Here is a 24,593-nt window from a genome sequence, read left to right as displayed (position 1 = left end):
ACGTGTGCGGAAGCGTTGAAACGACGCTTCCCGGCGGCATCTACGCAGCGACGACCGCCGCGAAGATCGGTTGGCCCACACATCCCCGGCGGGGACTCAGCGGGAATGGCGGTGCGGACGGTCATGCGGTCCGGCTTTCGGTTATGGCGCTGGCAAGCCGCTGCGCACTGACAGAGGCTTCGCCTGCGCGCCGTGCGCCACGTTCGGCGGCATCGCGGATACGCTTGGCGGCGGAAATGCGGACAAGGACCGGTTCACGCTCGACCACGTCGTCCAGTTGCGATTTGGCATCGTCGTCCCACAGCAATTCGGACTGCAACCGAGCCGGGGTCGGCTCTGCCTTATCCAACTGGCTGGCAAGCGGGATGATGTGGAAAAGCGCATCGAAGAGCGCATTGCACACTTCCTGCACCAGATAGGTCGCACCGGCATAGCCCATGAAGGGCGTGCCGGTATGGCGGCGGATGATCGCACCGGGGAACGAAGCGGGGATGTAGACGCCACGCGCGCCGGTTTCCGCCATATACATCCGCTCATTGAAACTGCCGAACACCAGCAGCGGCGGATTGGTGGCGATGGCTTCCTTCACCGCCGCATTGTCCGGCTTTACGCCTGCATTGCGCTGGAAAGCGAAGTTGCAGGGCAGGCCCATATCGTCTTCCAGGAACTTGCGGATGCCTCGGCTGTATGTTTCCGTGGCGACGATGCCGAAGCTCGCCGTGCCGAAGAAATCCTGCGTGACGGAGCGCCACAGATCCCATAACGGCTTGATCGTCGTATGCTTTTCCCGCTCGATAAACGGTTCCGGGTCGAGGCCCGTCAACTCGCCCAGCTTGCGCAGGAACAGCGTGGTCGATTCCAGCCCGATGGGTGCCTGCAGGAAAGGCCGCTCCAACGCTTCGCACAGCCCGCGACCGAATTCGCGATACATGCAGACGTTGACCTGCGCCTTCGCCAGATTCTTGACGTCGGCCAGATGGCTACCCAGCGGAAAGACCATCCCGACATTCGCGCCGATGCCTTCGATCAGCCGCCGGATTTCGGCGAGATCGGATGGCATGTTGAACGTGCCGTACATCGGGCCGATGATGTTTACGATCGGCTTTTCGCCTTCGCGCAACGGACGCGGCGCAGGTGCTTTTTTCGGCCCGAACTGCGTCCACAGCCATGTCAGCGCACGGTCGCCCGCCTGCCACTGATCCTCGTCGATGGTGCGCGGCAGGAACCGCTGGATATTGGTGCCTTCCGGCGTCACGCCGCCGCCGATCATCTCGGCAATCGAACCGGTAACGACCACAGCGGGCAAATCACGGTCCAGCGTTTCCCACGCCCGCCGCATCGCCCCTTCGGTGCCATCGCGGCCCAATTCCTGCTCGCCAAGGCCAGTGACAACAATGGGCAGTTCATGCGGCGGCAGGCCATCGGTATAATGCAGCACCGATGTCACCGGCAGGTTTTCGCACCCGACCGGCCCGTCGATAATCACCTGCAATCCCTTGATCGCGGTGAACGCATAGACCGCCCCCCAATAGCCGCCCGCCCGGTCGTGATCGAGAACCAGCGTCATAACCCGCCCCCCTCCGCGCCAGCGGCACATCCTCTTTCTTCTCTCCGCGTCTCCGCGTCTCCGCGCGAACAACACAATGGGTTCGCGCGGAGACGCGGAGACGCGGAGAAGGAAGTGGATATGTTTGTCATACCCCGATGGCCTCCTCAGCCTTGGCAGCGGCGATGCGCTTGGCGGCGAACTTAGCTTTGAACTCGGGGCGGTCCTTGGGCGTGTTTTCCCAGACGCCCGCCGTCGGACCGGCACCTACGCCTTCGAAGAACGCCGTCATCTTGTCGAAGCGCCCCTGATTGGCGAGCGCAGCATTGACCACCATCGCCAGACTTCCCGCCCCCGCCGGCCCCATCAAAGGCCGCGCGGAAATCAGATTCGTGAAATAGAGCGCAGGGATCGACCGCTGCTTGGCGTGCTGCACGACCGGAGTAGTGCCAATGGCCAGATCGGGTCCGAACTCGGACACCGCCGCAATATCCTGCTCCAGGCTGGCGCGATACTGAACGCGCACGCCCTTCGCTTCCAGCCATTCACGATCCGGATCGGACCAGCGCGTGCGCGGGCAGGCGGTGCCCACATAAGGCACATCCGCCCCGCTTTCGATCAACAACCGCGCGACCAGCAATTCGGAACCTTCATAGCCCGAAACGGTAATCCGGCCCTTGATCGGCTTGGCAGCGAGCGCGCCTGCAATGGCGGGGAGGAAGCGGTTCTTCGACGCGTCGATCTTGTCCTGCGCAATCCCGCACGCGGCACCGATGGCGTCGAGCCACGCGGCAGTCCCGTCGCGCCCCACAGGCGCAGAACCGACCACCGATCGACCGGCCGCTTCAAACTCGCGGACGCTGGCGGTGTAGAAAGGATGTATCGCCGCCACGACCGCGCAATCGAGCGCCGAATACAGCTCCCGCCATTCGCGGGTCGGCACGACAGGGCCAGCGGAAAGACCCAGCGGTTCGAGCATTAAGCCGATGCCCGGAGGGTCCGCGGGGAACATCTCGCCCAGCAACGTCACCGATGGGCGATCCGAACGCTCCGTTGGTGCAGCGACCGGACCTTGCTCAGCTTCCTTGCGCGCATAATTGAGCATCGCGCCCGCCAGCACATCCTTGGCTTCGGCATGGGTCGGCACGCCGAAACCGGGCACGTCGATGCCGATGATGCGCACGCCGTTTATCTCGTCCGGCAACAATTGCAGCGGCACGCCCGACGCGGTCGGTACGCACAGATTGGTGACGATCACCGTGTCGTACAGCGCCGGATCTGCAATCTGATACACCGCGTCACGAATATCCTCGAACAGCTTGCCGGTGACGAGCGTTTCGGAATTGAACGGCACATAACCCACCGTCCGCCGCGCGCCATAGAAATGCGAGGTGAACGTCAGGCCATAAACGCAACAGGCCGATCCGGAGAGGATCGTCGCCGTGCGCCGCATCCTTAAGCCGACACGCAAAGAGCCGAACGCCGGGCACATCGACTGCGGCTGGTCATGCGGTCCCTTGGGATAATCGGCAGCATAGCGGTCAAGGATTTCAGTCTTGCCCGCCGCGCGCGCCGCCTCGTCCATGGTAGACGTGCTGCTGCATCCCCCTTCCGCGCCCAGATCGAGCCGGTCGGGTGTGCGCGGGGCCAAAGGCGCGACCTCGCTCATACGGTGTCGTACACGACTTCGAGGGAGACTTTGGGCAGATAGGCTGCCCCGCGCATGTCCGCTTGCGATGCAGGACGCAGGGTAACATCGCCACCCGTTTGGTCCGGACTAAACAGCCCCAGCAACCCATCCTGATCCAGCGGCGTCGGGCGAACTGGTGGCGCTTCGGCGACGTTGATGGCCAAATCCTCGAACAAGGAGGCCCACTCGCCCCCCGGCACGCCGATAATCTGATAATTGGCCGACTTGCGCCGAATATCCTCGTTCGCCGGGATCGCGCAAAGCGTCGGGATGCCGACCGCCTTGGCAAAAGCCGATGCCTCCCCGGTGCCATCATCCTTGTTGATGATCATGCCCGCCACGCCGACATTGCCGCCCATCTTGCGGAAATATTCGACTGCCTTGCAGACGTTGTTGGCGACATAAAGCGACTGAAGGTCGTTCGATCCGACGACGATCACCTTCTGGCACATGTCGCGCGCAATCGGCAGGCCGAAGCCGCCGCAGACCACATCGCCCAGGAAGTCGAGCAGGACATAATCGAACCCCCATTCATGGAAGCCCAGCTTTTCGAGCAATTCAAAGCCGTGGATAATCCCGCGCCCGCCGCAGCCGCGCCCGACTTCCGGCCCGCCCAGTTCCATCGCGAACACGCCGTCACGCTGAAAGCAGACATCCTCGATGCTGACTTCTTCGCCTGCCAGTTTCTTCGCCGCGCTGGTCTCGATGATCGTGGGGCAGCTCTTGCCGCCGAACAGCAGGCTGGTGGTGTCCGACTTGGGATCGCAACCGATCAGGAGCACCCGCTTGCCCTGCTGCGCCATCATGTAGCTCAGGTTCGACAGCGCGAAGGATTTGCCCGACCCACCCTTGCCGTAGATCGCAATGATCTGCGTTTCCTTGGTCACCGGGCCGCTGTGAACGGGATCAGGCTCCTCGTTCGCCTCATGGCGCAGGCTGTCGTAATCGAGCATGGTCATTGATGTCTCCAATCGAGTACCATCTTGAGGCAGTCGGGATCGCCAAACGCCGCCGGATAGGCGTCCTCTGCCTCCCCCGCATCGCGTTCATGGCTGATGAGTCCGTCCAGACGCAGCGTCCCGCCAGCGATCAGCGCCATCACGGTGGCGATGTCGTCAGGGGTAAATTCGGCGGAAATGCGAAAGCGCGCTTCCCGCATGAAAGCCGGAGGAAAGGCAAAAGACAGCCGGTCGTAAAACCCGGCCAGCACGACTTCCCCGCCTTTGGTCAGGCGACCCACCGCCGTGTCGAGAATATCGGGTGCGCCGCTCGCATCATAGATGGTGCGATAATCCCGGCGCGTATCGGCTTCGGGGTCGATGGCGTCATAGCCCAAGCCGTCGCGGCGATCGGGGTTCGTTTCCCAAACGGTCGGCGCAGGCGTGCCCGATGCGATGGCGATGCGCGTGATAAGCCGACCCAATATGCCGTGACCGATCACCAGATCGGGCGCAGCACCGCCGACGAATGCATGACAGGCCGTGGCCGCCAGCGCCATCAATATCCCGTCACGTCCCAGTCCTTCATCGACTGGAATGGCACGCGCGGCGGGAAGGTTCACGGTCCGCGCCGTCCCGCCGAACAGCCCACGCGCATCGCGGTAACAATTGGCACCGGGAACGAAGACCCAATCGCCGATCCGCGCCCGTGCATGGATACCGGCGTCAACGACGCGGCCAATCGATTCGTAACCGGGAACCAGCGGATAGCCCATGCCGGGGAAGGACGGCATCCGTCCCGTCCACAGCAGCTTTTCGGTGCCGGTGCTGATCCCGCTCCACTCGATGGCCACTTGCACATCGCTGTCGCCCAGAGGGTTAAGGGCAATGGAGCGCAAGCCGAGTTTCTCAGGCGCCTCCAATATGACCGCGAGCGTATTCATGCGCTCTTCCCTCTTGTGTCAGAGGTGTCGGATGGACCCCTCTCCTTGAAGTGTCATCTTAACTTGACGCTTTTTATTGTCAACTTTGCTTGATAGTTTTGTTCATCTTGTCGCAAGGATAATTCGGGTGGTCAGCGGCATGGCGGTTTTGATGAGCCGGGAGCGGCTAAAACCTGCGGCTTTCAGCATGTGCCTGATCTCGGTTGGGCTGCGCGGTCGTCCCGATCCCATCGCCAGCAGATACAGGCCGAAATAGGCGTCACCCGCCGGTTCCGCGCCCGGCGTCTCAGCCATCGGCTCAGAGATCAGCAGCTTTCCACCCGGAGGCAGCGCCGCATAGATCGCGCGCAGGATCGTCATGGCGGGGGCGTCGTCATGGTCGTGCAGAACCCGGATCAGCGTAATCAGATCATGCCCTTGCGGCAGAGCATCGGCCAGAAAACTCCCGCCAAAGATCGTCGTGCGATTGCCATAGCCCGCCGAGTCGAACCGCGCCCTTGCCCGCTCCCCCACAGCAGCCAGATCGAACAGCGACAGCTCGGCACGCAGCGCACTGCCTGCCACGGCACACAGAAACGCGCCCTCTCCACCGCCAACATCCAGAATTTTCTGATGCTTGTGAAAGGGATAGGCGTCGATAACCTGCTGCGCGATCAGCGGCTGCGATGCCGCCATCAGCGCGGAGTAGGGCGCGACCTGCGCCCCGTCGCCCTGCCCCGAATCCTCGGCATAATGCCAGTAGCGGGCCAGCGCACCGCCGCCACCGCCCCGCCGCAACAAAGCCACCGGATCCGCCAAATCGGCATAGAGCAAGTGATGGTGCGCCACCATTTCAGCGATGCCGCCATTACCGCGCAGCGCCGCGCCATCGGCCCCCAGCGCCCAACGATCCGGCCCCAATCGTTCCACAAGACGCAAGGCCGTCGCCGCGCATAACAGCCGATCCGCACCCTCAACCGGCAGATCCGCCTTCGCCGCAACATCGCGAGTCGCACATGGCCCTGATGCCAGCAACTCCAGCACACCCGTCTGGATGCACGCCGCCAACGTCTGCGAATAAGTGAACCCGGCCACCAGATCGAACAGCCCCCGCGCCCGCCTGCGGGCCACGGGTCGCATCAACGGAAACCGCGCCGCAAAGCGCTGAAACCCCGGATCGCCCAATATCCCGTTCCGCCAACCGATCCATTTTTCGCGCAATGTCATTTTGTCACCCTAATGCGATCATTTGGTGTGTCCAGTTGATTGGACAGGTGATAGTGTAAGGCCATGAAGAACGATCGGGTCATCGTGATAGGCGCAGGCGTGGGCGGTCTGGTGACCGCCGCACTGCTCGCCGCGCGCGGCCAGAACGTCATGGTGCTGGAGGCCGCCGCCGAACCGGGAGGCAAAATGCGCCGCGTGATGGTCGACGGAGACGCCATCGACGGCGGTCCGACCGTCTTCACCATGCGTCACGTTTTCGACGAAATCTTCGCGGCCTGCGGTGGCGCGCTCGACAATGCAGTCACCATGCGCCCCGCACACATCCTCGCCCGACACGCATGGGGCAATGACCGGCTCGACCTCTTCGCTGACCCCACGGAAAGCGAAGCCGCCATCGGCGCATTCGCCGGCGCGCGCGAAGCGCAAGGCTATCGCGCCTTCCGCGCCGAGGCCAAGCGCATCTTCGAAACGCTCGACAAACCCTTCCTCCGCCGCGGACAGACCAACCCGCTGGGCCTCACCTGGCGGATGGGCCTGCGCGGCTTTGCCGATCTGTGCGCGATCCGCCCCTATGAAAGCTTATGGTCGGCGCTCGGCGAGCATTTTCGCGATCCCCGGCTGCGGCAATTGTTCGGGCGCTATGCCACATATTGCGGCTCCTCCCCCTTCCGCTGTCCCGCCACCCTGATGCTGATCGCCCATGTAGAGGCCAGCGGCGTATGGCTGATCGACGGCGGGATGCACGCCCTCGCCCGCGCGCTGGAGGAACTGGCGCAGAACAATGGCGCACGCTTCCGATACAACGCGCCCGTGCGCGAAATCCTGACCGAGCGTGGCCGCGCCTCTGGCGTCATTCTGGCAACGGGCGAACATATCGCCGCGCACGCGGTCATCTGCAACGCCGATCCCGCCGCCCTCGCCGCAGGCCGCTTCGGCCCCACCGCGCGCAAGGCCGTCCCCGCCGTGCCACCCGCCCGCCGCTCGCTCGGCGCACTGGTCTGGACCGCCCGCGCAAGGGCCAAAGGCTTCCCCCTCAGCCGCCACAACGTCTTCTTCTCGAACGACTACCCTGCCGAGTTCGCCGCACTCACATCCGGCACGCTCGCCCAAAGCCCCAGCGTCTATGTCTGCGCGCAGGATCGCGACGACGCAGGCCACATCGCCACCACCGACGGGCGCGAGCGCGTCCAGATCATCGTCAACGCCCCACCCACCGGGGACAGCCAACGCCTTACGCCAGCGGAGATCGACACATGCACACAGCAGATGCAGGCCAGCCTGTCCCGCGCGGGGCTTATTCTGGACTTGCCGCCGGGTTCGACACAGCTCTCCACCCCGGCGGATTTCGAGGCGATGTTTCCCTCGACGGGTGGAGCCCTTTATGGACAGGCCTCGCACGGGTGGGCGGCATCCTTCCGCCGGCCGGGCGCGCGGACGCGGATCCCTGGGCTCTATTGCGCGGGCGGGAGCACCCACCCCGGCGCGGGCGTCCCGATGGCGGCGCGCTCCGCGTTCCAAGCCGTCGAATGCCTGCTCAGGGACCGCGCTTCGATGTCGCCGTCGCGCCAAACGGCTATGCCTGGTGGTATATCGACGCCTTCAGCGAAGACCGCCGCTTCGGCCTGACGATAATAGCCTTCATCGGCAGCGTCTTTTCGCCTTATTACAAGCTGAGCGGGCGCGGACGCCCCGACAATCATTGCGCCATCAATGTCGCGCTGAACGGACCGGGCAGCGGACGCTGGGCCATGACCGAGCGCCCCGCCCATCGTGTGAACCGTGGTGCCGATCATTTCGTAGTCGGGCCGAGTTCCCTGCGCTGGGATGGCGACACGCTGGTCATCGACGTGAACGAGATTTCCGCGCCGCTGCCTTATCCCGTGCGCGGACAAATCCGCGTCTCGCCAGAAATGATCGGCACCACCGCTTTCTCCCTCGATCCGGCAGGGCGGCATCGCTGGCACCCGGTCGCACCGCGCGCACGGGTGGAGGTCGATATGGTGCATCCGGGCGTGCGCTGGTCAGGCGAAGGCTATTTCGATTCCAACTTCGGCGATGAACCGCTGGAGGATGGCTTCGTCGACTGGCACTGGTCGCGCGCGCACATGAAGAAGGACGTCGCCGTGCTCTATGAAGGCACCCGCCGCGATGGAACCCCGTTCGATCTGGCGCTGAAGTTCGACAAGCAAGGCCGCTGGCATGATGTTACCCCCCCGCCGACCGCAGCCCTGCCGCGCACAGGCTGGCTGGTGAAACGCGCCACCCGCGCCGATGCGGGGACCGACCCCCGCGTCGTGAAAACATGGATCGACGCGCCCTTCTACGCACGCTCGGCCCTATCGGCGCGGATGTTCGGGGAAGATGTGCAGGCAGTCCACGAAAGCCTCTCCCTCGACCGCTTCCGCTCGCCGATCATCCGGTCGATGCTGCCCTACCGAATGCCACGGGCGTTCTGGTGAGCGTTCCCCGGCGCAGGCCGGGGTCCAGGGTCACTTCCCCTCATCATCCTTCTTCGCCCGATCCTTGGCGATGTCCCGATTGACCGACCATAATTGCCACAGGCCAAAAGCCAATCCGATCCCCCCGACGAAAGACAGTTCGATCAGACCATAATAATCCGGGTTCATCGCACCTCTCCTTTCAGGCACACAGGCCGTGCGTCCTCGCAAAATCGGCGATCAGTGCCGCCACCATCTCCGGCTGCTCCTCATGCGCCAGATGACCCAGATCGGGCAGCAAGCGCGCCTCCGCATCCGGCATCAGCTTCGCAGCGGCCTCTGCGTCAGACGGCGGGATGGCAGCATCCTTCGCGCCATGCAGCAACAGGACCGGCACAGACACTGTCGGCAACAGCGCCTTGAGCGACGGCAAATCCCATTCCGCCATCATCGTGATCGCGCCCGAACAATGGCCGGACGTGGCAAACAGCCGCGCATAATAGTCCACCCCCGCCGCATCAATCCGCGATCCCGTAGCGCGCGGCAGGAAGCGCCCAACTTCGCCGGGCGTTCGGGCAATGCGCGAGAAGATCGTCGGCGCAAACGGATTGACGAACAGCAACTTCGCCAGCGTCGGAAATATCCGCGCGGCAAGGCCGGGAAAAGGCAGCACGGCAGCATTTAAGCCGATCAGTGCAGAAGGTGTTGCAAGCCCATCGCCGACCATGCGCAAAGCTATCGCAGCCCCCGCCGAATGACCGACGATCAGGCGCGGCGACATATCCAGCGCTGCGATCAACTCCGCCAATGCCAGCGCCATCGACACCATCGAAAGCCCACGGGAAGGCCGCCCGGTGGTAAAGCCATGTCCCGGCAGATCGGGCGCTACGACAGTGAAATGCTGCGCCAGCCGGGGTGCAACATCGCGCCAGCTATGCGTCGCCGCGCCTGTGCCGTGCAGCAGCAACACAACCGGCCCCTCGCCCATCACCTGCACATGCCAGCGGATACGACCGACATCGACAAAGCGGCTATGCGCGCGGTTCGGCCAGTCGCGCCCTTCCACATCCCAGCGGGGCGCGCTCATCCCTTTTGCGCCGCCACGACCGCCGCGTGCATCTTGGCAGCGTCGGCGCGGGGGAGCGGCAAGTAGCGCGCCCCCATCAATGCCGCCAGCTCGGCCCCTTCGGATCGCGGGCGCGGCGAAATATCGACAAAGGCGCTGGCGAAACCCGACTGGCCGATAATCCGCGCGGCGGCTTCGGCATCGTTCTGCGCAACCTCCCGCACCATGCTGCCATCGGCGGCAATATTGGCGCGACCGTCGGTCAGCACGACGATAAACGGCGTGCGCCCGCGCGCCTTTGTCGCCTGTGCCAGATCGTGCGCTGCCGTCAGCCCCGCCGCCAACGGTGTGCCGCCGCCGCCCGGCAAATCTCCCAGCGACCGCCGCGCCCGCGCCAGCGACCGCGTCGGAGCCAGCAATATCTCGGCGCCCGTCCCCCGAAACGCCACCAGCGCAACTTGCGCGCGCTTCACATAGGCTTCGGTCAGCAGCAGTTCGACAGCGCCCTTGGCCTCCGCCAGCCGCGCCACGGCGGACGAACCCGACGCGTCCACCGCAAAGATCGTCGTCGCTTCCGCCCGCGTCTCGAAACGACGGATGCGCAGATCGTCGCGGCGGATGCGGACCTGACCGACGCCCCCGCCGCGCAATTTCTGCCACGGCGCAGCCGCGCGCAAAGTGTCGATCAGGCTCAGCCGCAGCCCGCCGCCCGGTGTCCCGGCTCTTGCTCCCAAAGGCCGCCCCCGTTGCGAGGACCGCCGCCGCTCCCCTGCCCCGCGCGCACGATTGACGGCAGTGCGTCGCCCGCCCCCCGACGCGATCTTCGCCAGCACATCCTTGGGAAGACTCGCCAGCACAGCCTCCAGCACGACATCCTCCATCGGCCCCGGCTCTTTCTGCTCCTCGCCCGCCCCTTCCGTTTCAGGCGGCGGCGGAGGCGGTTCCTCGGCGGGCTGCTCCTCTGGCGCGGCCTGCGGAAAGCGCGTCGCGCGCGGCCCCAGCACCAGCCGCGCGGCAATGATAACGTCGTCCTCGATTATGGTTTCGCGCCCCGCCAGCATCGCCGAAGCCCGCGCCGCCCTCAGCGCGAAGATAGGCGCGCGCGCCGACTCGATCCCCAGTGCTTCCGCCGTGCCGACCAGCGCCGACAACACCGATTCAGAAGGTGGCGCGACCTCTGTTGGAAATGTTGGATCGCCCAGCGGTGTAGGCTCATACGCGCGACCTTCGAGTAGTTTGACATGAAACGCCAACCGCTCCGCGAGTCCCACCGGCGGTCGCTCGTCCGCCTCGATGCCATCATCCAGCAGCACCAAAGCGAACTGCGCCGCCGCCCCCTCGACCGCTCCATTGTCCAGCACCGCAGTGATCCGCGAGGCAATCCCGTCCGCCATCCGCTCCGCCATCGGCACCACGACCAACCCACCATCGGCCTCCACCAGCACCCCAGCGCGCGAGACTGTCCGCCCCGTCGCCAGCGTCGCCGTCAGGTCCAGCCCGCCGAGCAACCGCTCATCGTCGATATGCGTCGGCAACCGCCGCTCCGGCGATCCTTCTGGCATGGAAGCGCGCAGAACATCAAGGACAGCATCCCGCGCTTCTCCCCGTCCGCGAAGAATGATGCCACCCAGCCCCACCGGATCAATGGCCAGCAACCGCACCGCGAGATACGCATCATCGAGCGCACCCGCTTCGCTCATGCCGCCAGCAGCTCCGCCACCGCCCGCTCGATCCGCACCGTCGATCCCGTCTCATCCAGCACGTTGCGGCGCAACCGATGCCGCAACGCCATTGGCGCAACCCGCGCCAGATGCTTCGGGCCAACGACATCGTCACCCTCCAGTGCCGCCAGCGCACGGCTCGACCGCATCAATGTCAGTTCGCCGCGCAAGCCATCGGCCCCCACCGCAATGCACAGTTGCGAGGCCAGCGACAGCACCGCGTCCGGCACAGTCACCGAAGGCAGCGCCTCCCGCCCGCGCGCGATCTTCTTCAGCGTCTTGCGCTCCGCCTTATGCCAGCCATCGACGAAGCGCTCCGGCTCTCGCTCGAACGCATCGCAGCGTTTCAGTATCTCGATCCGCTGCGCCAGATCCTGCGGCGTGCGCACCTCGACCGACAGGCCGAAGCGGTCGAGCAATTGCGGCCGCAATTCGCCTTCCTCCGGATTGCCGCTCCCCACCAGCACGAACCGCGCAGCATGGCGCACGCTCAGCCCCTCGCGCTCCACGACATTCTCCCCCGACGCCGCTACATCTAGGAGCAGATCGACGATATGATCCTCCAGCAAGTTCACTTCGTCGATATACAGAAACCCGCGATTGGCCCGCGCCAGCAATCCCGGTTCGAACGCCTTCTCGCCATGCCCAAGCGCCCGCTCCAGATCGAGCGCGCCAACCACACGATCCTCGGTAGCGCCCAGCGGCAGGTCCACGAACGGCACCGGCATCGTCACCTTGCCGGGGCGATGCGCTTCAGGCGCGGGGCATGTCGCGCTGCCACCGGGCGCACAATTGTACCGGCATCCATCCACAACGGGTATTGGCGGCAACAACCCAGCCAGCGCGCGCACTGCGGTCGACTTACCCGTGCCGCGGTCCCCGAAGACCATCACCCCGCCTATTCGCGCATCAATAGCCGCGATCAGCAACGCGAGTTTCATTTCGTCCTGGCCGACGATAGCGGAAAAGGGGAAAGACAGTTTCATGCGCAAGGTGTAACATGCACTGGACACTCCACAAGCCGGTCAGGACATAAATTGTCAAACTCTCTTGTCGTCTCGTTAGGCGCGGCGATCCTCCTATTAGCGTTCGGCGGTCTCGCGACAACCATAGGCCCGTGGTATCGCAATCTGCGTAAGCCAAAGCTGCAACCGCCTGACTGGCTGTTCGGTCCGGCGTGGACAGTCATCCTGGGCTTGGCAGGGTGGTCGGCGTCCATTGCGTGGGAAGCCACCAACGCGCCCGAAGCGCGCCGGTCGATCATCATCCTCTTTGCAACGAACGCCGTCTTTCACGCACTTTGGAGCCCGCTGTTTTTCAACAAGCGGCGCCCGGACTGGGCATTGGTCGAGGTGGTGTTTTTATGGGTTTCTGTAGCAGCGCTGGTGATTGGACTCTGGCCGATTTCCCATTCGGCAGCGTTGATGAACGTCCCATATCTCTTGTGGGTCAGCTTCGCGAGCTGGCTGAACTGGACCATCGTGAGACTGAACGCGCCCTTCGGGGGCGCAAAGGCGTGATCCGTCCTTATGCCCGGCTCCCAATAGGCGTGCCCGTCGCGAGCATCGGTTTTTATGCTATTTTCATGGCTGGAGGCACAAACCCCAGTCGATAATTCATGTAAGCCGCGCCCATCTTGGGCTCCGACAAAAAGGAGTCTGTGATGACGTTCGACTTTGCCCTTGCCGGTCTGGTAGCGTTGGGCCTGCTGGGATATCTGACCGCCGTGCTGATCAGGCCGGAGCGTTTCTGATGGCGAGCACTTCGCTATTCGAGCGCGCGCTGGTGCTTCCTGCGATGCGCGATGCATTTATCAAGCTCGATCCCCGGACGCTGGTGCGCAATCCAGTGATGTTCACCACGGCGTCTGTAGCGATGGTGGCGACCGTTATTCTGCTGCGGCATATCATCGCAGGTACGGGCGATTGGGCGTTTGAAGCGCAATTGATATTCTGGCTATGGCTTACGGTGCTGTTCGGCAATTTCGCCGAGGCGTTGGCGGAGGGACGCGGCAAGGCACAGGCACAAAGCTTGCGCGCGACCAAAGATCAACTCGTCGCGTTGCGCGTCGGAAAGAATGGCGCAATCGAAGAGGTTCCGGCCGCACAATTACGCCGTGACGATGTGGTGCTGGTGACGCAGGGAAAGCAGATCCCCGCAGACGGCGAAGTCATTGCCGGGGTCGCGTCCGTGAACGAAGCCGCAATCACGGGAGAAAGTGCGCCCGTCATCCGGGAGGCAGGCGGAGATCGCTCCGCCGTCACCGCCGGTACAACGGTCCTGTCGGATGAAATCCGCGTGCGGGTGACGGCTGAACCCGGCAGCGGCTTTCTGGACCGAATGATCGCTCTTGTGGAGGGCGCAAGCCGTCAAAAGACGCCCAACGAGATTGCGTTGACGATCTTGCTCACCGGGCTGACGCTGATCTTTCTCGTGGCGGTGGGGACGCTGCCGGCCTTTGCGCTTTATGCTGGTGGCGTGATCTCTGTGCCTGTGCTGATCGCACTGTTCGTGGCGTTGATCCCCACCACTATATCGGGGCTGCTGTCCGCAATCGGCATAGCGGGCATGGACCGGTTGATCCGTTTCAACGTCCTGGCCAAATCGGGTCGGGCAGTCGAGGCGGCAGGCGATATCGGCACATTGCTCCTCGACAAGACCGGCACGATTACCATCGGCGACCGGCAGGCAAGCGAGTTTGTACCATTGCCCGGCGTAGCCGAGGCAGACCTGATCGCAGCGGCGCGGCTTTCCAGCCTTTCCGACACGACGCCCGAGGGTCGGTCGATCGTGGCGCTGGCAGGTCAGGGCGGCCCCCTTCCGACCGATGCAGTAGCTGTGGCCTTCACCGCGCAGACGCGGGTGAGTGGGATCGACATGCCGGGACGGAGCATTCGGAAGGGCGCAGTGGATGCGGTACTCAAGCTGGGCGATTTTCCCGAGGATGTCGTGCGCGCGCTCAGGAAGATCACCGATCGCATCGCGCAGGCGGGCGGCACGCCGTTGGCGGTCGTGGAGAATCACCGTTTGCTGGGTGCGGTGCATCTAAAGGATGTGATCAAGGCGGGAATCCGCGAACGCTTCGGCGAGCTGCGTCGCATGGGCATCCGCACTGTCATGATCACGGGCGACAATCCACTGACAGCCGCCGCCATCGCAGCGGAAGCAGGGGTCGACGATTTCCTGGCGGAAGCGACGCCGGAGGACAAGCTGGCCTATATCCGCAAGGAGCAGGCGGAAGGCAAGCTGGTCGCCATGTGCGGCGACGGCACCAACGATGCGCCAGCGCTGGCGCAGTCCGATGTGGGTGTCGCCATGAATACCGGTACACAGGCTGCCCGTGAGGCTGGGAATATGGTGGATCTGGACAGCGATCCGACCAAGTTGATCGAAGTCGTGGGCATCGGAAAGCAATTGCTCATGACCCGCGGTGCTCTCACGACCTTTTCAATAGCCAACGATATCGCCAAATATTTCGCGATCCTCCCAGCGATCTTCGTCGTGCTCTACCCCTCGTTGGGTGTGCTCAACCTGATGGGGCTGGCCAGTCCGTCGAGCGCAATCCTGTCGGCGATCATCTTCAATGCGCTGATCATTCCGCTTTTAGTGCCGCTGGCGCTCAAGGGCGTGACGTATCGCCCCATGCCTGCAGCCAGTCAGTTACTGCATAATCTGGGCATCTACGGCGCGGGCGGCGTGATCGCACCTTTTATCGGCATCAAGCTCATCGACCTCGCGGTTGCCGGCCTCGGCCTGGCCTGAGCGGGAAAGGACCATCATGTTCACAGCCATTCTTACCATAGTTTTGATCGTAGGCAGTGCGGCGCTACTGTCCTGGCCCCTCGGTCACTACATGGCCGCTCTCTTTTCGGGCCGGTTCACACGGACCGATAACCTGTTGATCCGCGTTGCAGGACGCACGCCCGATCAGGACTGGAAGCAATATTCTGTTGCGCTTCTGACCTTCAATGCCCTGATGTTTGCGTTTGTCTTCCTGCTGCTGACGGTCCAACATCGGCTACCGCTCAACCCAGATGGCCAGAATGCTGCGTCGCTCGACCTGGTGTTCAATACAGCGGCGTCCTTCACCACCAACACCAATTTGCAGCATTATTCCGGCGAAAGCACCTGGAGCTATCTGGCCCAGCTTGGCGGGCTGATGTGGCTGCAGTTCGTGTCGGCTGCCACAGGCATCGCGGCGCTGGCTGCGGTTGCCCGCGGGATCGGTGGACAGGCCAGCATGGGGAATTTCTTCCTCGACCTTCAACGTGCAACCTTTTGCCTGCTGCTGCCGCTCGCGATCATCGTCGCGCTGGTTCTGGCGATGAGCGGTGTGCCCATGACCTTTGAGGGCGCGGCCCACGCGATTACTCTGGAAGGCGTGGGGCAGACCATTGCGCGCGGGCCTGTCGCAGCCTTCGTCGCGATCAAACAACTGGGCACCAACGGGGGCGGCTTCTTCGGCCCCAATTCAACGCATCCGTTTGAAAACCCAACCTTCTGGTCCAACGGCTTTTCGATGATCGCGATCATCATCGTTCCGATGGCCTGTGTATGGATGTTCGGTCGGATCATTGGGCGGATGAAGCATGCGGGCGTGATCTTCGCTGTAATGCTGGCATTTCTGCTGTTGAAAATCGGTGGAGCAGTGGCCTTTGAGGCCGCACCGACCCACGCCTTCGTCCATCTTCCGGTGATGCAAACCATCGGCAACCTGGAGGGCAAGGAACTGCGCCTCGGTGCCACGACCGGCCCGCTTTGGGCAGTGCTCACCACATCCACCAGCAATGGATCGGTTGCCGCCATGCACGACAGCCTCAACCCCCTGACCGGACTAATGCCGATGGTCGGCATGTGGCTCAACGCCACTTTTGGCGGGGTTGGCGTGGGCATGATCAACATGTTCCTTTATGTCGTCGTGGCCGTCTTCATTGCCGGGATGATGGTCGGCCGAACGCCCGAATATCTGGGCCACAAGGTCGAGGGCGGGGAAATGCGGCTCGCCGTGCTGGCGGTGTTCAGTCACGCCCTGCTCACTCTGGGCGGCACTGCCCTGTTCGCTGCGACCGCCTGGGGGCAGGCGACACTGAACAATGTCGGGGCGCATGGCTTCTCTGAAATCCTCTATGAATTCAGCTCGGCGGCCGCGAACAACGGTTCTGGCTTCGAAGGGTTGGGAGACAATACCGTCCCTTGGAACATTGCCACCGGCTTGGTCATGTTGATCGGACGCTATTTACCGATCGTCCTTCCGCTGGCGATTGTCGGATCGCTGATGGCCAAAACGCGCAGCGCGGAAAGCGCAGGAACTTTAAGCGTGGAAGGGGGAAGCTTTGGCATCATGCTGGTGATCACCATCCTGATCTTCGGTGCGCTGACCTTCTTTCCCGCGGCCGCGCTCGGCCCCATCGCCGAACATGTGACATTGATGCGCTAAGTGACCCATCCGACAAAAGGTTCAAAAACAATGACCTACCTCATCCCCGCAATGCGCTTATGGCTGGTCACGCTGCTTGTCTGCGTGATCGGATATTCCTTGCTTGTCTTCGTGTTCGCGCAGACATTCGTCCCGTTCCGTGCCAATGGATCGCTCATTACGGTCAACGGACGCACGATCGGCAGTGAGCTGATTGCGCAGAATTTTACGTCGGCCCGCTATTTCTGGCCACGCCCTTCCGTCGCCAAATTCGATGGCATGCATGCAGCGGGCAGCAACCTTTCACCAACCAGCGAGAAATTGACCGAGCGTGCAGCCGAAACCGTCGCGCGTTACGGAGCCACACCGGCCAATCCCCTTCCGGCCGATCTGGTCGCCGCTTCTGGCGGCGGGCTGGACCCGCACATCTCAGTTGCAGGGGCGCTCTATCAGGTCCAACGGATAGCGCGCTCCCGCAACATCGCCGCCGCCACGGTTCGGCGGCTCATCGACGACAGGGCAGTCGTGCCGGGCGGCCCCTTTGCGCCCGATCCAATCGTGAACGTGCTGCAACTCAATCTGGCGCTGGATCGTCTGAAGCCATAGAGCAGATAAACAATGACCCTGCCCACTCCCGACAATGATGCCGAACATTATTTACGGCTTGCTCGCCAGGAGCAGAGAGGGCGGTTAACTGTCTATCTGGGTGCTGCGCCGGGCGTCGGCAAAACCTATCGCATGTTGCAGGACGCCGCGCGGCGGCAGGCCGAGGGTGTAGATGTCGTCGTAGGGGTGGCCGAAACGCATGGTCGCAGCGAGACAGCCTTGCTTCTGGAACCGCTGGACGTTCTGCCGCGCCATCGCATGAATCATCAAGGTCACATGCTTGATGAGTTCGACATCGATCGCGCGATAGAGCGCCACCCGGCGCTGATCCTGGTCGATGAACTGGCGCACAGCAACGCACCGGGCAGTCGACATCCCAAGCGTTGGCAAGATGTCGAGGAATTGCTCGCAGCGGGGATCGATGTCGCCACCACGATCAATATCCAGCACATAGAAAGCCTCAACGATGTCGTGGCGGGCTTCACCTATGTCCGCGTGCGGGAGACGGTGCCCGACAATATCCTCGACGATGCCGAGCTGATCGTCGTCGACTTACCACCCGATGCACTGATCGAACGACTGGCGGCAGGCAAGATATACATGCCGGACACCGCCGGGCGGGCCCTGTCCAATTTCTTCACGCCCAATAAACTTGCGGCACTACGCGAACTGGCATTGCGTTTTGCGGCCAGCAGCGTCGACAGGCGCCTATCCGATCAGCTTCGCACGACTGGCAAGGAGAGCGACTTTGTCGCAGGCGAACGTCTGATGGTCGCAGTCAGCCCCGGCAAGGGCGGTGCGCAGGTTATCCGCCATGCCAAACGGATGGCGGACATGTTCAACGCGCCTTGGACCGCCGTGGTAGTAGAAAGCGGCAGGGCACGCGCGATCATCGGTGCGCAGCGTGAACAGCTTGCAGACAATCTGGCACTCGCAGCTTCGCTTGGCGCATCGTTGATGACGGTGGCCGCGGATCGCGTAGGCGAAGCGCTGGTCGATCAGGCAAGGCAGTTGCGGGCAAGCCAGATCGTTATCGGCAAGAGCCGCCGGTCGCGTTGGTTCGAATGGGTGCATGGCTCGGTTGCTCAAGCAGTCATCCGCAAGGCGCAGGGCGTTGCGGTACATGTCGTGCCCCTTACCGATGCCGACGAAAAACCCGACAAACCGCGTGAGGCATTGTTGGCACGCGACGATATGATAGCCCTTGCAATTGTCGCGGCAATGGTCGGCCTGCTGCACCTGGCCCAGCCTTGGCTTCCCTTTGGCGCAATCGACTTGCTGCTGCTCGTCCCCGTCATCTTGTCTGCCACAGTCCTCAGGTTGCGCGCCGGTTTATGGTCTGCGCTGTGGGCCGCGCTCTGCTATAATTTCTTCTTCATTCCGCCCCTCCATACCTTCACCATCGACGATCCCCAGAATGTCATTACGTTCCTGGTACTGGCGCTGGTGGCGACGGTCGTCGGCTGGCTGGCTGGGCGTATCCGTAGGCAAGCCGAAACGAGTGCGGGCGTCGCACGCCTTAATGCTTCGCTGGCGCGCTTTGCCGGCTTGATGGGCGGATTGTCCCAGAAGGAGGAGACAGCGCAGGTCGCCTGTCGCGAAATAGGCAGCTTGCTCGACGTGGAGGCGATCATCGTCACTATTGAAGATGGCGATATTGTCGTTCGCGGCAATGACGCCTATCGGGCGCTTGACATAGTCGGCGAAGCTGCAGTCCGCTGGGCGCTGGATCGGGGTGTGCCCACCGGGCGCGATACCGGCACGTTGAACGCCTCCGACTGGCAATTCCACCCGCTCAAAACTTCGCTCGGTACCATGGGCGCTTTGGGACTCGCGCGCCCCTCGCAGGAGCGCATTATCCGGCCTGACGACGCTATCATGCTTGCATCGCTAGTCGATCAGACTGCGCTTGCACATGAGCGCATCGTGTTGGAAGGTCAGGCGCGACAGGTGGACACGTTGCGCGAGCGCGACCGCCTTCGCGGGGCCTTGCTTAGCAGCATCGCGCATGATTTGCGCACGCCGCTTACGGCAGTGATCGCCGCGGCGGAAGCTATTCCCGTGGAGGGCGCATTTGCCGAAGAGGTCAGCATTGCACGATCCGAATCCCGGCGGCTTCAACGCTTTCTCAACGATCTACTGGAGGCCTCCAGGATCGAACATGGAACTATCGAACCCAGATGGGAAAGCGTTGACCTTACTGACATTATCGCGGACGTGTTGCATGCGCTTCGGCAGGACCATGCCGATGCGCGGGTTACCACCCGCATCGACAGCGATTGTCCGTTCGTCTCCAGCGACGCCTTGCTGCTGCGCCATGTGTTGATCAATCTTATCGACAACGCGCTTAAATTCTCCCCCGCGACGGCGAAGGTCGAAGTCGAATTGCTCTGCCGCGGGCAGGAGGTCGTGTGCCGCGTGTCAGATGAAGGGCCAGGTTTGCCGACCAATACGGACTCGCTGTTCGATCGCTTCCATCGCCTTGAAGGGAGCGATCGGGTCGGTGGCTCCGGCCTGGGATTATGGATCGCCAAGAATTTCACCGAAGCCGTCGGCGGGACGATCACGGCCGGAAACCGGGCTGGCCAAGGCGCGGTTTTCGAGGTCATATTGCCTGTGTTCCGCAAGGACGAAGCGGAAGGAAGGGCTGCGGATGCATAAAGATGTCCTGATCGTCGAAGATGAACCGGCCATCAGGCGATTGCTGGTCGCCGCACTTGCACGAAGCGCAATGACCTATGTCGAAGCGGGCAATGCATCCGACGCACTACGCTTGGCAGCCGTGCAGCCCGCACCGCTGGTGGCCCTTCTGGATCTTGGCTTGCCTGATCGCGATGGGTTAGAAATCATCCCCCAGCTTGTTGGATATGGACTGGCCGTCATCGTGTTGACGGCCCGCGATGCCACCGACGAGAAGGTGACGGCTCTCGACCTGGGCGCGGATGATTTCGTGACCAAACCTTTCGACAGTGCGGAACTATTAGCCCGCGTGCGTTCGGCCCTTCGACGCAAGACAGGCAGCCGCACGCACCCACAGCGGCGTGATTTTGAGGGCGGCTCCATCGACCGCGAAGCGCATAGCACGACCATCGAGGGCGCAACTGTTGCCCTAACACCGCGCGAGTTCGACCTGTTATGGGCGCTGTGCGAAAAGCCCGGACGAGTCCTTACACATACATCGCTGCTGGAAACGGTTTGGGGTCCGGCGCACCGTCAGGACGTAGACTATCTGCGTGTCGCGATACGCGCATTGCGCAAGAAAATTGAAGCCGACCCATCCCGACCGAAACTGATAATGAACGAACCTGGTGTCGGCTACCGCCTCGCTGGATCGGCGCGCATGGCCGAGTGAAATACATCTGCGCAGATAACTGGGCGAAATGTCAGCAGCCCGAGTCTAGTATGGGCAGGTCGACGTAGTGTCGACCGGCAAATGTATGACGAACTTGCCGCTATGTTCCAACTTTGGATAATAGGCGGCCATGGCGGCGGCGACGGGTGGGTTGTAGCGCCGGTCAAACATCGGCGTTCCGGCATTGCCATCCGTCACGAAGAAACCGAAGCAGTGCGCACGGATCAGGCGGACAAAACCAGGCTGGTCGTATAGGCCCGCTGCGCCGAGTTCGGCGGTAATGGCGGATTCGAATTGCACCTTTTTCCCCGCACGGATGATCATCGCCATGTCATCGGAAATGACTGGACGGAGCGAGGCCGCGATCCTTCGTACAAGCGCAGCATGGGTGGCCGCGGCGCGGTGCGCCTGCTCCACTGTGGGCAGGTCCATTTGGGTAGTTGCCAGTTGCATACTAAGGGCACCGAGCATGATTGCGGCGCTGACAGTGCCCAGCGGACCAAGCGGCCTGCCGCTGGCGAGCTGAAACGCAGGACGCAGTCCGATGGCGGCCAGAATGGCAATGCCGGAGAACCATTCGATCATATAATTGAAGCTGGAGCCCGATTTCAGCATACCGAGCAACATCACCGTCTTGAGCCCGACGAAGAAGAGGAGCATTGCCGCCGCCGGTTCGGTGCGCAAGCCCTTGCGACGAATGCTGCGCCAGCTAGTGAATGCTCCTATGGTGGCGATCAGGATCAGCGCGGCGTACTGGCGCAACTGCGGCAACATCACGTCTACTAGGATATCAGGCGCTAGGCGGTTGACATTGTAGAACAGGATATGGGTCAGGAAGCGACCGTCGGTCAGCCAGAGCAGCAGAGCAAGCGCGCCGAACGCCATGGTGAGGCCCGAAGCGATCCCTCGCAGGGCAGTCTTCGGCACGACAAGGAGCAAGATGGCGAAGGTTGCAATCGGGGCAGCGAACGAGATCTGCTTGGTGAATATGGACAGGGTAAATAGCAGCGCTGCCAAATGGATCAACCGTGGGCGGCTGATGGCCTGAAGCGCGACGAGCATCCCGGCAAGGCCGAGTGCACCAGTCAACATATCGACCCGCATCAGTGGGCCCCAGACGATTACCGGATAACAGTTGAGGAAAAGCAGACCCGCCATGATCGCGCCCACAATCCCGATTCGCCGATCGTCTGGAACGATGCGCATCGTCATCAGTCCTGCGAAGATCGCGGTGGCGATGGTGGAGAATAGTGATACGATACGACCAGCCACAAGTTGGTCGAGACCTAGGGCGGCTGACACTGCGGCGCTCGTCAGGTGATAGACCGGTGGGTAATGGTAGACGACCGCGGGATAGACGCGGAGGGGCGCATAAGCGGAGCCGGCGAGCATGTCGCGCATCTGCTGCCACACGATGCCTTCGCCAAAATCGATCTGATAGGGATAGAACAGGACTGCCCGGGCATAGCCGATGAACTCCACGATGTGCCAGAGCAGGACGGCGATGAGTGCTGCGAGCCCCAGACGGAAGAGTATTGAGCGTTTGTCGGTATGAAGCGCACTGTCGGGCATGACGGTCACCGGATTGGTCGAGCAGTGATCAACATCTGTTTGCCCAGGGGTTTCACCGGGGCCTTCAGATAGGCTGCGATCAGAATAGGCCAAGTGGGGAGACGGGACTTGACGCTAAGGGGCAGGAAGCGGGGGCAGACGTCCGTTACTTCCCATCCATGGGCTTGGAGAAAATCTGGAAGGCTCTCGTGCGACCAAGCGGTGACGTGAGTGTAGTCGTCCCAATATTCCCGATAGGCATAGCGGTAATTAGGCTGGAGCAGGGTGAGTTGGCCGCGATCCGAAAGGACGCGATTGAGCGAAACGAGAACCTTTGCGACACTTTCCTGGGTCAGATGTTCGAAAAGATTCGACGAGAACGCATAGTCAACCGTTCCATCAGCTATGCTGTCCAATGCGTCTGCAGAACCGACGAGGGCCTCCACCCCAGGATCGAGATGATGGGTCATGTCAGGCCACAGATCGACGGCGATGCGGCGGGCGGCCGTCACGTTGTTGATAAAATCGCCATAGCCAGCACCCAAGTCCAACACGCAGTCGGATGGTGCGATTCGGTGGCGGAAATGATGCTGCCACAGGGTGCGCCAGACCGTGCTGCGGCGGGCATCTTCGGCAAGGCGAGTAGCATGATAGCCGGCACTCATGCGTAACGCTTCCAGTCGTCCAGCAGGCCAGCGATCATGCGCAGCCCGACCACCAGGCCGCGCCAATTATTGACGTTGCCGCCCTTGCTGACGCCTATGCGCGGATGGAAGGTAATGGGGCATTCCAGCAGGACCAGATCATGGGCCAAGGCGGTGTCGAGAAAATGCGCATTGAATTCGAGGTTTACCGTCGGCTTTAGTTCCTGCAGCAGAGGGACAAGCGCATCGCGGCGGCACAGCTTGTAGGTGGTGCCGACGTCGGTGATGGTGCCGCGGCCCAGATGCTTGGCCTCCAGCAGCTTGCCGACGAAGATGTTACCGTAATACATGAAGGTCGAAAGCTGGGTCAGATATTGGCGCAGCGGTTCGACCGTGCGGGTGCCATTTACGATGTCGGCATGAGGGGCATAAGCCAGCAGCTTTTCGATGTCATAGGCGCGAAAAGTGCTGTCGCCTTCGCACAGGACGACAAACTCGGTGTCGGCGAATTCCACGGCCTCTGACAGACACCGAAAGACGCAACGTCCGTAACCGGGCGCAAGCTCGTTGAAGACAATGGCGCCAGCAGCTTCCGCCCGCTCCATCGTGCGGTCGGCGCTGTTATTTGAGACGACGATGACACGCTCGACCAGCGGGTGGTCGAGGAAATCGCGGACGGCACCACCGATGCTGTCCTCGTCATTATAGGCGGTGAGCGTCACGGTGACACGGCGGCGCTTGACTGGCACGAAACGCACAGGACGGTCCGGCTTCTTGTGGCCGAATAGATAAAGCAGGTCGAACAGGGCCAAAGCGAGCCCGAGCATGATGGGCATGCCGCTATACCAGACGAGCCAGAGCGAAACCGGATCAAGCAGGGCATGGAGGTCGAGCAGATAGCGTGGGATCACCAACAGCACCCCGACGAGGTAGATGGCGATGCCAAGGCAGAACAGCAGTATGCCGTAAAGGAGGAACGGTGTGTGCCTGGTTGTGCCTTCCTTCATCGCGGACCCCCGGCAGCGGCGTGCTGCTCTTCTTTTCGCGTTAAGCGCTTTTGGTTAACGAAGGCTCAAGGCGGGCCGTCGCCGCCGAACACCCAATGGCGGGCGGCGAGGAAGGTCATCACCGGGGTCAGCGCAATCATCGGGAGGATGGGCGTCCACGCCGGAAGATGAACGGCGACCGTAAGGAGCCAAATCCAAAGGGTGTTAAGCAGGAACGCACCTATGGAGAGCGCAGTGTATCGGGCTACGCTGGAGCGAGTCATGGGTGCGTTGGCGAAGCTGAAGAGCCGGTGGACCTGATAGCCCACGGCGAGCTGAGTCACATAGGCGAGCAGATTGGCCGTCAGTGGCGAGAGATCAAGCCATGCGACCCCTGCGCAATATGTCCCGATCGCGACAAGGGCGATGCCGGCTCCATTTGCGGCGAAGCGTACGAAGGCGGCCAGAACAACGGAGAGCACCATAGGT

The 24,593-nt window shown here is 62.5% G+C and carries 22 protein-coding genes; 9 read left to right on the top strand and 13 right to left on the bottom strand.

Features of this window, described 5'->3' with window-relative positions; translation table 11 throughout:
- Positions 1-121 precede the first annotated feature (121 nt).
- The 5 genes from bchZ to LQ220_RS13120 form a co-directional block, all read right to left on the bottom strand.
- Positions 122-1,567 (bottom strand): chlorophyllide a reductase subunit Z, encoded by a 1,446-nt coding sequence (bchZ, locus tag LQ220_RS13140; protein WP_230188750.1) that lies wholly within the window; start codon positions 1,565-1,567, stop codon positions 122-124.
- Positions 1,568-1,694: 127 nt separating this feature from the next.
- Positions 1,695-3,215 (bottom strand): chlorophyllide a reductase subunit Y, encoded by a 1,521-nt coding sequence (gene bchY, locus LQ220_RS13135; protein WP_230188749.1) that lies wholly within the window; start codon positions 3,213-3,215, stop codon positions 1,695-1,697.
- Positions 3,212-4,195, bottom strand: coding sequence for a chlorophyllide a reductase iron protein subunit X (locus LQ220_RS13130; RefSeq protein WP_230188748.1), 984 nt, complete (start codon positions 4,193-4,195; stop codon positions 3,212-3,214). Before LQ220_RS13130 ends, bchY begins: the two co-directional genes overlap by 4 nt.
- Complete coding sequence (gene bchC / locus LQ220_RS13125; RefSeq protein ID WP_230188747.1) at positions 4,192-5,118, bottom strand: chlorophyll synthesis pathway protein BchC; 927 nt, start codon at positions 5,116-5,118, stop codon at positions 4,192-4,194. The genes LQ220_RS13130 and bchC overlap by 4 nt, the downstream gene beginning before the upstream one ends.
- A 102-nt stretch (positions 5,119-5,220) precedes the next feature.
- Entirely contained in the window at positions 5,221-6,324 is a 1,104-nt protein-coding gene (locus tag LQ220_RS13120; protein ID WP_230188746.1) for an acetylserotonin O-methyltransferase, read from the bottom strand.
- A gap of 63 nt (positions 6,325-6,387) precedes the next feature.
- Between LQ220_RS13120 and crtD the strand changes: the two genes are divergently transcribed.
- The gene (gene crtD, locus LQ220_RS13115) at positions 6,388-7,950 is read left to right on the top strand and encodes a 1-hydroxycarotenoid 3,4-desaturase CrtD (protein WP_230188745.1); all 1,563 of its coding nucleotides are present in this window, start codon (positions 6,388-6,390) and stop codon (positions 7,948-7,950) included.
- Positions 7,851-8,783 carry a hydratase gene (locus tag LQ220_RS13110; RefSeq protein WP_230188744.1) on the top strand — a complete coding sequence of 311 codons (933 nt, stop codon included), beginning with the start codon at positions 7,851-7,853 and terminating at the stop codon, positions 8,781-8,783. Before crtD ends, LQ220_RS13110 begins: the two co-directional genes overlap by 100 nt.
- Before the next feature lie 30 nt (positions 8,784-8,813).
- On the opposite strand, the gene LQ220_RS13105 is transcribed toward LQ220_RS13110, so the two are convergent.
- The 4 genes from LQ220_RS13105 to bchI are packed head-to-tail and all read right to left on the bottom strand — an operon-like array spanning position 8,814 to position 12,535.
- Complete coding sequence (locus LQ220_RS13105) at positions 8,814-8,951, bottom strand: hypothetical protein (protein WP_230188743.1); 138 nt, start codon at positions 8,949-8,951, stop codon at positions 8,814-8,816.
- A gap of 13 nt (positions 8,952-8,964) precedes the next feature.
- Positions 8,965-9,849 (bottom strand): alpha/beta fold hydrolase BchO, encoded by an 885-nt coding sequence (bchO, locus tag LQ220_RS13100; protein ID WP_230188742.1) that lies wholly within the window; start codon positions 9,847-9,849, stop codon positions 8,965-8,967.
- Positions 9,846-11,528 (bottom strand): magnesium chelatase subunit D, encoded by a 1,683-nt coding sequence (locus LQ220_RS13095; protein ID WP_230188741.1) that lies wholly within the window; start codon positions 11,526-11,528, stop codon positions 9,846-9,848. Before LQ220_RS13095 ends, bchO begins: the two co-directional genes overlap by 4 nt.
- Positions 11,525-12,535, bottom strand: a complete 1,011-nt coding sequence (bchI, locus tag LQ220_RS13090) for a magnesium chelatase ATPase subunit I (RefSeq protein ID WP_230188740.1) — start codon at positions 12,533-12,535, stop codon at positions 11,525-11,527. Before bchI ends, LQ220_RS13095 begins: the two co-directional genes overlap by 4 nt.
- Positions 12,536-12,586: 51 nt before the next feature.
- On the opposite strand from bchI, the gene LQ220_RS13085 reads away from it, so the two are divergent.
- The 7 genes from LQ220_RS13085 to LQ220_RS13055 all read left to right on the top strand — a co-directional run bounded on the left by LQ220_RS13085 (position 12,587) and on the right by LQ220_RS13055 (position 20,923).
- A complete protein-coding gene (locus tag LQ220_RS13085) occupies positions 12,587-13,069 on the top strand; it encodes a TspO/MBR family protein (protein ID WP_230188739.1) in 483 nt (160 codons plus the stop codon).
- A gap of 143 nt (positions 13,070-13,212) precedes the next feature.
- A complete protein-coding gene (gene kdpF / locus LQ220_RS13080) occupies positions 13,213-13,302 on the top strand; it encodes a K(+)-transporting ATPase subunit F (RefSeq protein ID WP_152542666.1) in 90 nt (29 codons plus the stop codon).
- Complete coding sequence (gene kdpB / locus LQ220_RS13075; RefSeq protein WP_230188738.1) at positions 13,302-15,311, top strand: potassium-transporting ATPase subunit KdpB; 2,010 nt, start codon at positions 13,302-13,304, stop codon at positions 15,309-15,311. Before kdpF ends, kdpB begins: the two co-directional genes overlap by 1 nt.
- 16 nt (positions 15,312-15,327) lie before the next feature.
- A complete protein-coding gene (kdpA, locus tag LQ220_RS13070; protein WP_230188737.1) occupies positions 15,328-16,986 on the top strand; it encodes a potassium-transporting ATPase subunit KdpA in 1,659 nt (552 codons plus the stop codon).
- A gap of 30 nt (positions 16,987-17,016) precedes the next feature.
- Complete coding sequence (gene kdpC, locus LQ220_RS13065) at positions 17,017-17,571, top strand: potassium-transporting ATPase subunit KdpC (protein ID WP_230188736.1); 555 nt, start codon at positions 17,017-17,019, stop codon at positions 17,569-17,571.
- A gap of 12 nt (positions 17,572-17,583) precedes the next feature.
- Positions 17,584-20,232 (top strand): sensor histidine kinase KdpD, encoded by a 2,649-nt coding sequence (locus LQ220_RS13060; RefSeq protein WP_230188735.1) that lies wholly within the window; start codon positions 17,584-17,586, stop codon positions 20,230-20,232.
- Entirely contained in the window at positions 20,225-20,923 is a 699-nt protein-coding gene (locus LQ220_RS13055) for a response regulator transcription factor (protein ID WP_230188734.1), read from the top strand. Before LQ220_RS13060 ends, LQ220_RS13055 begins: the two co-directional genes overlap by 8 nt.
- 45 nt (positions 20,924-20,968) lie before the next feature.
- Here the strand turns inward: LQ220_RS13055 and LQ220_RS13050 are convergent, their stop codons facing one another.
- From LQ220_RS13050 to LQ220_RS13035, 4 genes are all read right to left on the bottom strand, one after another.
- The gene (locus LQ220_RS13050; RefSeq protein ID WP_230188733.1) at positions 20,969-22,495 is read right to left on the bottom strand and encodes a hypothetical protein; all 1,527 of its coding nucleotides are present in this window, start codon (positions 22,493-22,495) and stop codon (positions 20,969-20,971) included.
- 5 nt (positions 22,496-22,500) lie between these two features.
- Complete coding sequence (locus tag LQ220_RS13045) at positions 22,501-23,139, bottom strand: class I SAM-dependent methyltransferase (RefSeq protein ID WP_230188732.1); 639 nt, start codon at positions 23,137-23,139, stop codon at positions 22,501-22,503.
- Positions 23,136-24,125: a glycosyltransferase gene (locus LQ220_RS13040; protein WP_230188731.1), complete on the bottom strand. Its 990-nt coding sequence runs from the start codon at positions 24,123-24,125 to the stop codon at positions 23,136-23,138. Before LQ220_RS13040 ends, LQ220_RS13045 begins: the two co-directional genes overlap by 4 nt.
- Before the next feature lie 65 nt (positions 24,126-24,190).
- Positions 24,191-24,589 carry a GtrA family protein gene (locus LQ220_RS13035; RefSeq protein WP_230188730.1) on the bottom strand — a complete coding sequence of 133 codons (399 nt, stop codon included), beginning with the start codon at positions 24,587-24,589 and terminating at the stop codon, positions 24,191-24,193.
- Positions 24,590-24,593 lie beyond the last annotated feature (4 nt).

The organism is Sphingobium sp. CECT 9361, from assembly GCF_918741285.1.
GTDB lineage: Bacteria > Pseudomonadota > Alphaproteobacteria > Sphingomonadales > Sphingomonadaceae > Sphingobium.
This window is presented reverse-complemented; position numbering and strand designations above follow the sequence as displayed.

What these genes read in the sequence shown, in the direction of transcription:
- bchZ (WP_230188750.1), bottom strand. Translation starts at nt 1,567, where the DNA reads ATGACGCTGGTTCTCGATCACGACCGGGCGGGCGGCTATTGGGGGGCG.
- bchY (WP_230188749.1), bottom strand. Translation starts at nt 3,215, where the DNA reads ATGAGCGAGGTCGCGCCTTTGGCCCCGCGCACACCCGACCGGCTCGAT.
- LQ220_RS13130 (WP_230188748.1), bottom strand. Translation starts at nt 4,195, where the DNA reads ATGACCATGCTCGATTACGACAGCCTGCGCCATGAGGCGAACGAGGAG.
- bchC (WP_230188747.1), bottom strand. Translation starts at nt 5,118, where the DNA reads ATGAATACGCTCGCGGTCATATTGGAGGCGCCTGAGAAACTCGGCTTG.
- LQ220_RS13120 (WP_230188746.1), bottom strand. Translation starts at nt 6,324, where the DNA reads ATGACATTGCGCGAAAAATGGATCGGTTGGCGGAACGGGATATTGGGC.
- crtD (WP_230188745.1), top strand. Translation starts at nt 6,388, where the DNA reads ATGAAGAACGATCGGGTCATCGTGATAGGCGCAGGCGTGGGCGGTCTG.
- LQ220_RS13110 (WP_230188744.1), top strand. Translation starts at nt 7,851, where the DNA reads ATGCCTGCTCAGGGACCGCGCTTCGATGTCGCCGTCGCGCCAAACGGC.
- LQ220_RS13105 (WP_230188743.1), bottom strand. Translation starts at nt 8,951, where the DNA reads ATGAACCCGGATTATTATGGTCTGATCGAACTGTCTTTCGTCGGGGGG.
- bchO (WP_230188742.1), bottom strand. Translation starts at nt 9,849, where the DNA reads ATGAGCGCGCCCCGCTGGGATGTGGAAGGGCGCGACTGGCCGAACCGC.
- LQ220_RS13095 (WP_230188741.1), bottom strand. Translation starts at nt 11,528, where the DNA reads ATGAGCGAAGCGGGTGCGCTCGATGATGCGTATCTCGCGGTGCGGTTG.
- bchI (WP_230188740.1), bottom strand. Translation starts at nt 12,535, where the DNA reads ATGAAACTGTCTTTCCCCTTTTCCGCTATCGTCGGCCAGGACGAAATG.
- kdpF (WP_152542666.1), top strand. Translation starts at nt 13,213, where the DNA reads ATGACGTTCGACTTTGCCCTTGCCGGTCTGGTAGCGTTGGGCCTGCTG.
- kdpB (WP_230188738.1), top strand. Translation starts at nt 13,302, where the DNA reads ATGGCGAGCACTTCGCTATTCGAGCGCGCGCTGGTGCTTCCTGCGATG.
- kdpA (WP_230188737.1), top strand. Translation starts at nt 15,328, where the DNA reads ATGTTCACAGCCATTCTTACCATAGTTTTGATCGTAGGCAGTGCGGCG.
- kdpC (WP_230188736.1), top strand. Translation starts at nt 17,017, where the DNA reads ATGACCTACCTCATCCCCGCAATGCGCTTATGGCTGGTCACGCTGCTT.
- LQ220_RS13060 (WP_230188735.1), top strand. Translation starts at nt 17,584, where the DNA reads ATGACCCTGCCCACTCCCGACAATGATGCCGAACATTATTTACGGCTT.
- LQ220_RS13055 (WP_230188734.1), top strand. Translation starts at nt 20,225, where the DNA reads ATGCATAAAGATGTCCTGATCGTCGAAGATGAACCGGCCATCAGGCGA.
- LQ220_RS13050 (WP_230188733.1), bottom strand. Translation starts at nt 22,495, where the DNA reads ATGCCCGACAGTGCGCTTCATACCGACAAACGCTCAATACTCTTCCGT.
- LQ220_RS13045 (WP_230188732.1), bottom strand. Translation starts at nt 23,139, where the DNA reads ATGAGTGCCGGCTATCATGCTACTCGCCTTGCCGAAGATGCCCGCCGC.
- LQ220_RS13040 (WP_230188731.1), bottom strand. Translation starts at nt 24,125, where the DNA reads ATGAAGGAAGGCACAACCAGGCACACACCGTTCCTCCTTTACGGCATA.
- LQ220_RS13035 (WP_230188730.1), bottom strand. Translation starts at nt 24,589, where the DNA reads ATGGTGCTCTCCGTTGTTCTGGCCGCCTTCGTACGCTTCGCCGCAAAT.